General features: G+C 50.3%; 1 protein-coding gene. It reads left to right on the top strand.

Annotation, left to right across the window (positions count from 1 at the left end; all coding sequences use genetic code 11):
* Positions 1 to 1,557 (top strand): family 43 glycosylhydrolase (locus RUMCAL_RS02435; RefSeq protein WP_021680879.1); only part of this gene is annotated, 1,557 nt, incomplete at its 5' end.
* Positions 1,558 to 1,612: the final 55 nt, after the last annotated feature.

The following is a 1,612-nucleotide window of genomic DNA, read 5'->3' as shown; positions in this document are numbered from 1 at the left end:
CGGCAGGGCATTTCCAGTGCATTCTCCGGCAATGTAGCAAGTCTGGCAGCAGACGTGGACCAGAGCGGTAGCGTAAACGGTACAGACCTCCAGCTGATTCAGGATTATCTGCTGGGAAAAATCACAGAATTTCCGATTGCAGAAAAAATAGTGGATACAGCAGCAATGGAAAAGCTGTTTGCCGGAATTACGCCAACTGCCAGCTATAAAGTAGAAGGGGAAAATAACCCGCTGTTTACCCAGCGATTCGGAGCTGACCCTGGTGTCATGGAGTATAACGGCAGAGTGTATGTCTACACCACCAACGATGTCATTGAGTATGACAGCAATGGAAATGTCACCGAAAATACCTACGCACAAGTCAACAAGATCAACTGTATCTCCTCCGACGACATGGTAAACTGGACCGATCATGGTGCGATTCCGGTGGCAGGTACAGAGGGAATCGCCAAATGGGCAACTTGTTCCTGGGCACCCTGTGCCGCACACAAGACCATCAATGGCAAGGAAAAGTTTTTCCTCTATTTCTGTAACGGCGGAAATGGTGTCAGCGTGCTGACCGCAGACAGTCCCACTGGTCCGTGGAGCGATCCGCTGGGAAAGGCACTGATTACCAGAGAAACACCCAATTGCGGTGATATAACATGGCTGTTTGATCCGGCAGTTATGGTAGACGATGACGGAACCGGTTATTTCTGTTTCGGCGGCGGTGTGCCGGACGGAAAAGATGCTATGCCGGGAACTTCCCGCGTGGTGAAACTGGGCGAGGATATGATTAGTCTTGCCGGAACGCCGGTGACCATTGAAGCACCGTATCTGTTCGAGGATTCCGGTATCAATAAAATTGGTGACACCTACTATTACACCTACTGCTCCAACTGGAATACTTCCGGAAATTCCTACGGAATGACCAGCGGTGCCATTGAGTATATGACTGCCAGCAACCCCCTCGGTCCGTATACTTACGGCGGAGAACTGTTCCCGAATCAGGGAAAGTTTTTCGGACTGTACGGCAACAATCATCATTCCATCTGTGCGGTAAATGGACAGCTGTACTTGTTCTATCACAACCGCGGCGTAGAAAAGGCAATGGGGATCGAGGGCAATTATCGCAGTCCGCAGGTGGATCAGATCACGATGACCGGTACGAAAATCAATATGGTTACCGGCACAATGAAAGGAATTGCACAGCAGAAGTCTGTGAATCCCTACGTCAAGAATCCGGCGGAGATGATGTCCGACCAAGCCGGCATCAATGTCCGTGGACTGGGTGATACAGTTGTCACGGAAATTGACAAGGGCGACTGGATCAAGGTCAGCGGTGTTGATTTTTCCAAGGGTGCATCGCAGATCGTTCTGACAGCATCTTCAAAGTCCGGCTGTGCAGTGAAGATCTGCACTGGTTCTCCTACGGGAAAGGCTGTGGGGTATGCCGAGATTCCGGCAGGCGGCAAGCTGTCCGAAGTTTCGGCTGCGGTGCAGGGACTTACCGGAAATCAGGATTTGTACTTTGTATTCAGCGGTCAGGCAGAAATGGATTGCTGGATCGCAAAGTAAAGAAAACACCAGTTTCCCTAAAAAACAAAACGCTGAACGATCTTGTGCATAAGAC

The organism is Ruminococcus callidus ATCC 27760 (genome assembly GCF_000468015.1).
In the GTDB taxonomy this organism is placed as follows: Bacteria; Bacillota; Clostridia; order Oscillospirales; family Ruminococcaceae; genus Ruminococcus_C; species Ruminococcus_C callidus.
The sequence above is the reverse complement of the archived record's forward strand: the minus strand, read 5'-3'. Positions and strand labels throughout refer to the sequence as shown.